1 protein-coding gene and 1 pseudogene are annotated in these 1942 nt (G+C 72.0%); both read left to right on the top strand.

What is annotated here, in order from left to right; genetic code table 11:
• Positions 1-714: pseudogene (locus AC1D12_RS32095) on the top strand (alpha-amylase family glycosyl hydrolase); the annotation flags it as partial.
• On the top strand, positions 711-1942 hold a 1232-nt coding region (gene glk, locus AC1D12_RS32090; RefSeq protein ID WP_477845206.1), incomplete at its 3' end, for a glucokinase. The pseudogene AC1D12_RS32095 and the gene glk, both read left to right, overlap by 4 nt.

The following is a 1942-nucleotide window of genomic DNA, read 5'->3' as shown; positions in this document are numbered from 1 at the left end:
GTCGGCGAGTCCTGGRGCCAGGGGCCGGARCGCAGCCCGCTGGCCGACGCCGGCTTCGATGCGCTGATCAACTTCGAATTCCAGGACCAGGCGCCGCAGTTCGCCCACCCCGACGCGCTGTACAGCCGCTATGCCTCGCTGCTCTCCGGCCGGCCCGGCTGGAACGCGCTGAGCTACATCTCGTCGCACGACACGCGGCTGTTCGACCGCAGCCGCCTCGCGCAGGCCGGTGCCGCGCTGTTGCTCGCCCCCGGCGCGGTTCAGATCTTCTACGGCGACGAAACCGCGCGCCCGCCCGGCCCGGCACCGGCGTCCGACCCACAGCAGGCCACCCGCTCCGACATGAACTGGGCCACGCCCGACACCGCGCAGCTCGCGCACTGGCGCCGCCTCGGCAGCTTCCGCGCGCGCCATGTCGCGCTGGCACGCGGTGTGCATCGGCAACTGTCGGCCAGCCCCTACGTCTTCAGCCGCGTCGATGCGCAGAGCGGCGATGCGGTCGTCGTCGCGATGGCGGTCGACGGCACCGTCACGCTGCCGCTGGGCGCCACCTTCGGCAACGGCGAGGCGCTGCGAGACGCGTACAGCGGCCAGCGCGTCGAGGTGGTCGACGGCCGGGTCACGCTCGCCGCCACCGGCTACGTCCTGCTCGAACGCGCTCCCGCGGCCACGCTGGCCGCCTCCCCTGTCTCTGGTGCAGTCCCCCGTCCATGACCATCGACCTCAGCTACCGCGCCACGCCCTTCACCGACCTGCGGCTGCTGGCCGACATCGGCGCGACCTACGCCCGCTTCTGCATCGAGGCGGCACCCGGCCAGTTCGAGCACGTGGCGGTGTTGCCGTGCAGCGAGCACGCCGGCATCACCGAGGTGATCCAGGCCTACCTCGCGACGGTGCCGGAGCTCACGCCGCGCCACGGCGCCGTGTCGATCGCCAACCCGATCCAGGGCGACCAGGTGCGCATGACCAACCGCGACTGGGCGTTCTCCATCAAGGAGGTGCAGCAGCAGCTGAAGCTGTCGACGCTGCTGGTCGTCAACAACTTCACCGCGCTGGCGATGGCGATTCCCGGCGTCGGCCCGCACGGCCGGCTGCAGGTGGGCGGCGGTGCGCCGCAGGCCAACGGCGTGATCGGGCTGCTCGGTCCGGGCACCGGGCTCGGCGTGTCGGGGTTGATCCCGTCCGGCGACCGCTGGACCACGCTCGCCACCGAAGGCGGCCACGTCAACTTCGCGCCCAGCGACGAGCGCGAGATGCGCGTGCTGCAGCATGCCTGGAAGAGCATGTCGCGGGTGTCGGCCGAGCGGCTGATCTCGGGGCCGGGCATCGAGCTGATCCACCAGGCCCTGCACCCGGCGGCGGGCGGCGCGCGCGAGCTGACGACCGCCGAGATCGTGCAGCGCGCGCTGCAGCACGACGCCGCCTGCTTGGAGACGCTGGAGGTGTTCAGCGGGATGCTGGGCTCGATGGCCTCGGACGTGGCGCTGACGCTCGGCGCCACCGGCGGCATGTATGTCGGCGGCGGCATCGTGCCGCGGCTCGGGCCGCTGTTCGCGCAGGCGGTCTTCCGCGAGCGCTTCGAAGCCAAGGGCCGCATGAGCGACTACGTGGCGCGCATCCCGACCTACCTGCTGACGGCCGAGAACCTGGCGTTCCAGGGCGTCTCGACGCTGCTGTCCGACCACGTGCCGGACGCTGACGGCAGCCACCCGCTGCTCGAACGCGTAAGGGCCTCGGTGACGACGCTGTCGCCGGCCGAGCGGCGGGTCGCGAACTTCGTGCTCGACAACCCGCGCACCGCGCTGAACGAACCGATCGCGCTGATCGCGCAAGGCGCCGAGGTGAGCCAGCCGACGGTGATCCGCTTCTGCCGCTCGCTCGGTTTCCAGGGGCTGGCGGATTTCAAGCTGAAGCTCGGCTCGGGACTGACCGGCACGCTGCC

The organism is Rhizobacter sp. P1_G5 (assembly GCF_056405435.1).
Note: the sequence above shows the minus strand (reverse complement) of the source record. Positions and strands in the feature narration are given on the sequence as shown.